Annotated in this window: 5 protein-coding genes; 3 read left to right on the forward strand and 2 right to left on the reverse strand. The window is 70.4% G+C overall.

Annotated features, from left to right (window positions below; genetic code table 11):
- Positions 1 to 61: 61 nt before the first annotated feature.
- Together ACFV46_RS31320 and ACFV46_RS31325 are read right to left on the reverse strand one after the other, a co-directional pair.
- A complete protein-coding gene (locus tag ACFV46_RS31320; protein ID WP_361934579.1) occupies positions 62 to 1,495 on the reverse strand; it encodes an MFS transporter in 1,434 nt (477 codons plus the stop codon).
- A gap of 527 nt (positions 1,496 to 2,022) precedes the next feature.
- The gene (locus ACFV46_RS31325; protein ID WP_361934576.1) at positions 2,023 to 2,676 is read right to left on the reverse strand and encodes a TetR family transcriptional regulator; all 654 of its coding nucleotides are present in this window, start codon (positions 2,674 to 2,676) and stop codon (positions 2,023 to 2,025) included.
- Positions 2,677 to 2,744: 68 nt separating this feature from the next.
- Between ACFV46_RS31325 and ACFV46_RS31330 the strand changes: the two genes are divergently transcribed.
- From ACFV46_RS31330 to ACFV46_RS31340, 3 genes are all read left to right on the forward strand, one after another.
- Complete coding sequence (locus tag ACFV46_RS31330) at positions 2,745 to 3,635, forward strand: SDR family NAD(P)-dependent oxidoreductase (protein ID WP_361934573.1); 891 nt, start codon at positions 2,745 to 2,747, stop codon at positions 3,633 to 3,635.
- A 624-nt stretch (positions 3,636 to 4,259) separates the two neighbouring features.
- Positions 4,260 to 5,057, forward strand: coding sequence for an SDR family NAD(P)-dependent oxidoreductase (locus tag ACFV46_RS31335; RefSeq protein ID WP_361934570.1), 798 nt, complete (start codon positions 4,260 to 4,262; stop codon positions 5,055 to 5,057).
- A gap of 246 nt (positions 5,058 to 5,303) precedes the next feature.
- Positions 5,304 to 5,885, forward strand: a complete 582-nt coding sequence (locus ACFV46_RS31340; RefSeq protein ID WP_385500736.1) for a TetR/AcrR family transcriptional regulator — start codon at positions 5,304 to 5,306, stop codon at positions 5,883 to 5,885.
- Positions 5,886 to 6,243: the final 358 nt, after the last annotated feature.

Below are 6,243 nucleotides of genomic sequence, written 5' to 3' on the forward strand. Positions count from 1 at the left end.
GAGCCGGCGTCGAAGCGCCTTCGTCCGCGCGGGCGGCGGCCCCCTGTCCAGAGGGGATGGGTCACTGCGGGTGCGCGCTCTTGCGGCGCGGTTGCGCGTGCCGGGCGACGGCGGTGCCCGGGTGCCGTGCGGCTGGTACCAGGGCGGCGAGGGCCACGGTGACCACCGAGGTGACGGTCAGGAGGAGGAAACCGTGGGTGAATCCGCTCTCCCGGGGCAGTCCGCCCGGCAGCGGGTTCGACGTGATGAGAGTGGCGACAACGGCGGTGCCGATCGCCCCGCCGATGTTGCGGATGTTGGCGTTCATGCCGGTGGCCACGCCCGTCCGGTGGGCCGGTACGCTCCGCACGATCAGGGTCGACATGGCCGCGTAGGCCAGTCCGAGGCCCAGTCCGAACACGCCGCCGGCGGTCGCGACTTCCCAGGGCTGGTCGGACAGCAGCGCGAAGGCCGCACAGGCCACAGAGCTCAGGAGGGCGCTCGCCACGAGTTGCGCCTTGGGACTCACCCGTGCGGAAAGCGCGCCGGACAGGATCCCACCCACCGACATCGCGGCGAGCATGGGCAGGGAAAGCAGTCCTGCCTCGCTCACACTGAGGCCGAAGCCGTAACCCGCCGTGGCGGGCGTCTGCAGGAATTGCGGCACGAAAGCCGTCACCGCGAACATGCTCGCCCCGAACAGCACCGCGACGGCGTTCGTGGTCCACACCGCCGGAAGCCGCATCATGCGCAGGTCGACGAGTGGATCGGCCGAGCGGGATTCGACAGCGATCCAGCAGCAGAACAGGATCGCGGCGAGCGCGAACAGGCCCAGGACGCCCGGTGAGCCCCAGCCCCATACGCCGGCACGGCTCACGGGGGTCAGCAGCGCCACGAGCCAGCCCGACAGAAGGAGCGCGGCGCGCCAGTCGATACGGCCGCGGTGGCGCACGGGCGACTCGGGGACGAGGAACCGCACCAGGACTGCCGTGAGGGCCACGGCCACCATCGGGATCCAGAAGAGCCAGCGCCATCCGAGGTGCGTCTCGATCGGCCCGGACAGTACGAGCCCGAGGCCACCTCCACCGGCCAGGACCGCGGACAGGGAACCGATCGCGGGGGCGACGCGTTCGGCGGGGAATTCGTCCCGGACGATGCCGAAGGCCAGCGGGAAGACGGCTCCGCCGAGTCCTTGCACCACCCGGGCGGCGACCAGGACACCGATGTTGGGCGCGAGTGCGGCGAGAAGGGACCCCGCCGAGACGGCGCCCAGGGCGACGAGCAGGGTGCGTCGTTTACCGAGGGAGTCACCGAGACGGCCGAGGAGCGGGGTGGCGACGGAAGCGGACATCAGCCATGCGGTCAGGACCCAGGTGACGGTGGAGCGGCTGGTGCCGAGGTCCGCCTGGATCGTCGGCAGCACTGGGCTGATCAGGGATTGCAGCATGGCGAAGACGCCGGCGGCAGCGGCGAGCACGGCAAGGATCAGCCGTGGAGAGGAAAGAGGGCGGGGCATGGAAGTCCTTGGCAGGGTGAGCGTGCGCGTGTATGCGGGTGGCCGGGCGCGGAGCGAACCAGGGTGCGTTTCGCCGAGCGGGCAGCCAGAGGAAGCACCTCACGGAGAAGCGGAGGCGCTACTCCACTATAACGGAGGTGTTCCTCCGCTTATTTCGTGGCGCGCTCAATGCGGCCCTGCCGCTGGTGACTCGCGCCGCAGTCCCGCCATCCCATGGACCGGGTACGGCCCCCGGGGGCTACGGGCGTGACGGCCCGCGCCCCTATCGGTGCCCGATCCAGCCGCGCCGGACTGCCACGGAAGAGCCGCGGACGTTCGAGCCGGCCGGCGCCGGTGAGCCTTTCGCGCGCGCCGCCACAGTCGACGCCCGGCTGGGGGCCGCTGCCGGGCGCGCACCGGGCGGGCACCCCCTCCGGCCGCGCTCGCGGCGGCCGCCGACCGCGGCGGCGCGCGCAGGCACCCGCCGGCTCGCATCCGGTTCCGTCAGGACCGGATCGATCCGGGGCAGCGCCCGGGTGAGGGAGCCGTCAGGTGGTCGTACCGGCCAGGAATGCGGTGAGTATGCGGCGCAGGCGGGGTTCGACCTCGACGATGGCGTGTCCGAGACGGGGGTCGCTGGTGTAGAGATCACGCAGACGGGGGCCCGGGCTGGCCATCTGCCACAGGGCACCGGCCATCCCGGTGGCGGTGGAGACCAGATCGAGCACCTGGTGCTCGTCCAGACCCAGAAGGCGGTTCATCTCAGCGCCGATCAGGTCCACTTCGTGCAGGGTGACGAGCTTGAACGCGCGTACCGCCTCCAGTGACACGTTGCGTTCCAGGTTCAGGGGCGCCTGAGCAAGGAGGTCGCAGAACACGGGACGTGCCGCGAGCGTCGAGGCGAAGGCCTCGGCGACGCCTGCGGGGTCCGCCTGACCGCACGCCCGCAGCCGAGCACGGAGGTCCGCGGACCATTCACGCCAGCCTTCGGCGGTCAGCTCGAGAAAGATCTGCTCCCTGGTCTCGAAGTAGCGCAGCAGGGCCGACTTGTGCATGCCCACTTCGGCGGCGATGTCGGTGAGGGTGACGTCCCGGATGCCTCGTTCCCGGCCGAGCCTGCGGGCCGCTTCCAGGATCGCTGTCTCGCGTGCCTGTTTGGCTTGTGCGCTGCGGGCCCGCTGGAAGGAGGCTGGGTGCGTCATGGGGCCATCATAGGAACACATAACACAACGATGTTGCCTTATTAAGAGAACGGTGTTTCACTATCAGCATGAGTGAAAACACCGACGCCCGCACCACCCACCAGCGCGTCTGGTTCGTCACCGGCTCCTCACGCGGTCTCGGACGCGCCCTGATCACCGCCATCCTCGAGGCGGGCGACCTCGTCGTCGCCACCGCCCGCAACCCCAAGACCCTCGCCGAGGAGCTGAAGACCTACGGCGACCGAGTTCTCGCGCTGCCGCTGGACGTCACCAGCGCGGACGCGGCCCGCGAGGCGATCGACGCCGCGCTCGACCGCTTCGGCCGCCTCGACGTCGTGGTCAACAACGCCGGCTACGCGAACGTCTCTCCGGTCGAGACCTCGGACGACCACGACTTCCGCGCCCAGTTCGAGACCAATTTCTGGGGTGTCTACCACGTGACCAAGGCAGCGCTGCCCGTTCTGCGGCAGCAGGGCTCGGGCACCGTGGTGCAGATCTCCTCGGTAGGCGGACGCGTCGGCGGCTCCCCGGGCATCGCCTCCTACCAGGCGGCCAAATTTGCCGTCGACGGCTTCACCCGCTCCCTGGCCGCGGAGACCGCGCCGCTCGGCGTGCGGTTCATGGTCGTCGAACCGTCCGGCTTCGCGACCGACTGGGCCGGCTCCTCGATGACCGTCCACGCCGCACCGGACGCCTATGACAGCACCGTGGGCGCCATGAACCGCCGAGTGCGCCAAGGCGCGGCCGGCAGCGCGGGTGACCCGAACCGAGCCGCCGAGATCATCGTCCGCACCGTGCGACGCGGCGAGGTTCCCAGCCATCTGCTTCTCGGGGTGGACGCGGTGAACCTGGCGCTCGACTACTCCCGCCGCCAGCTCGCCGAGGCGGGAGCCTGGGAGGCGGTGAGCCGCTCGGCCGACTTCGCCGAGTCGTACCCGGTCGAACTGCCGCCGGCGTAACCCCTTCCTCCGTACCAATCGACGGGCCGGCCGACTGTACGGACGCAGTTTTCCAGCGAGCCATCGGCGCAGGCGCTCGCAGTCGCCACCCCTGGACACCTGGAGGTCCGCCCGCTCCCGCGACGGGCCGGGCCACGCGGCCGGATGGAGGGGTGCCACCGCACCAGCGGTCGCGGGCCGTGGCCGTCGTGCGTGTTCGCCCCGAAGACGGCTACTGAGGCGACGCCCCGTTTCCGTCCACATCGGAAGCGGGTGGATCCACCGCTCCCGCTTGTAGCGACCGTCGGATCGGGGTCAGTAAAGACCTCTGCCGACTCGGACGGGCGGAGCCGTGTGCCTACTGTGATCAGTTCTGCTCGCCGCCTGCGTTCCCCGTGACTCGCGGAGGACGGTGAAGCCATACCTCAGCTGACGCTACAGATCGGCGACTACAAGACTCGTTCGCCCTATTTGAACCGGAGGGCATCCTCCGCTAAAGTGGAGGATGCCCTCCGCTACTGAGGAGTCTCCTCTTCCAGGTCGGGCAGGGCGTCTCCCCATGCGTCAGCACCGCGGCCACACCGCGTCCGGCACGCGTCCGGACGGCACCGCATCTGCGGCCGCGAAGAACGAAAGCGAAATGACATGGACTACAAGCTCAGCGACAAGCGCGCCCTGGTGACGGGCTCCAGTTCGGGCCTCGGAGCGGCCATCGCCACTCTCCTCGCGGCCGAGGGGGCGACGGTCGTGGTGCACGGCCGCGACAAGGAGCGCGCCGAGGCCGTGGCCCGGACCATCCGGGACGACGGCGGACGCGCCGAGGTCGTCCTGGGCGACCTCGCCACCGACGAAGGCGCCGACGCGGTCGCGGCGGGGGCCCTGGCGAACGGCCCGATCGACATCCTGGTCAACAACGCGGGCTACTACCGGCACGTCACCTGGACCGACGCGACCATTGACGACTGGCGCGAGACCTATGAGGCGAACGTGCTGTCCGGGGTCCGCATGATCAAGCGGCTGGTCCCCCAGATGCGCGAGCGCGGCTGGGGCCGCGTCATCCAGATCGGCGGCGGTCTCGCCATCACGCCGATGCCGGGGCACCCTCACTACAACGCCACCCTCGCCGCCCGGCACAACCTGGCCGTCTCCCTGGCACGGGAACTCGCGGGCACCGGCGTCACCTCCAACACCGTCGCCCCGGGGGCGATCCTCGTCGACGCCGTCAAGGACCTGCTGACCGGCATCGCCCCGGACCGTGGCTGGGGCGAGACCTGGGAGGACATCGAACGTGACGCCACCAAGCACCTGCTGCCCAACGACCGCGGCCGACTGGGGCTTCCGGAGGAGGTCGCCGGGGCCGTCGCGTATCTGACCAGCCCCCTGGCCGACTACGTCAGCGGCGCCATCCTGCGCGTCGACGGTGGCCTCATCCGCTCACTGTGACTCGTCCGGGCCGGCTCACGCGAGAGCGTGCACCAGCCCGGCAGGTACATGGGTGATCCGCATGGCCGGGAGCCACAGTTCCCTCGGTTCTGTCCCGTGCGGTTCGCGGGCGGGCGGGACGGAGTGCCGTGAGGTCCGCGGTGAGCGCATTCGGCCTTGGTAGAATCGAGGGATCCCTCCGGAAAACCGGAGGACACACTCCACTGCCGCGGAGGCACGCCTCCGAGCCCATCGCGTCGAAGGATCATGGTGGACGACAGGACGCCCTCGGCTCTCGGTGCGGCCGTGCGCCGCCCGCACCGGGCTGACGCGCGCCGCAACTTCGACAGACTCCTGGCCGCCGCCCGCACGGCGTTCGCCAAGCAGGGAACCGGCACCCCGCTCGAGGACATCGCTCGTTCAGCCGGCGTCGGTATCGGCACGCTCTACCGCAACTTCCCCACGCGGCAAGCACTCTTCGACGCCGTCTACGCGGGCGAGGTCGAGGAGCTGTGCCACGCCGCCCGGGATGTCGCGGACCTGCCTCCGTGGCAGGCGTTCAGCACCTGGCTCGAGCGGTTCGTCGCCTATGTCGGCACCAAGCGTGCGATCTCCGAAGAGCTCAACCGCGACTCTGCGATGTTCCGCGACGCCCGCAAGGCCATGTACGAGGCAGGGGAACCCTTGTTCACACGGGCGCAGGAGGCCGGCGAGGCCCGCCGCGACGCGTCGTTCGACGACGTCCTGCGCATGATCACCGGCATCATCGCCACCGGCTACGTCAGCGACGAGCAGCGCGGCCGGGTCCTCGGCTTCGCACTGGACGGCATCCGGACCGGCAAGGACTGATCACCCGGCGTCGCATCGCGCGGTAGACAGGCCGCGTCGCTGACGATCAGGTGTCCCGCCTCTTGGGCCGGCCTCTGTCGGGTGCAGTGCAACGGATGGGTTGCCGTGGATCGCGTCCGGTGTCGATACGTCCGCTTGCCGTGCATCTGACGGATCATGACGGCTTCCTTTGCCGGGGCGGGGGTCGCCCGAGCCCTGTGGGACGGCCCACCGCGCGGTCAGCGATCCAAGTGGCAAGCAATGCGGTAGGTCGTGTCCGCAAAGTCCCGTCGTTCGCCCGTAGGGCGGGCCGAGCGGTGTCCGGTGCGTGCTCTCGGTGTGCCGGGCGGACTCCCGCGTACTGGTTGTACGCGGGTGG

It is taken from the genome of Streptomyces sp. NPDC059852 (assembly GCF_042731455.1).
GTDB lineage: Bacteria > Actinomycetota > Actinomycetes > Streptomycetales > Streptomycetaceae > Streptomyces.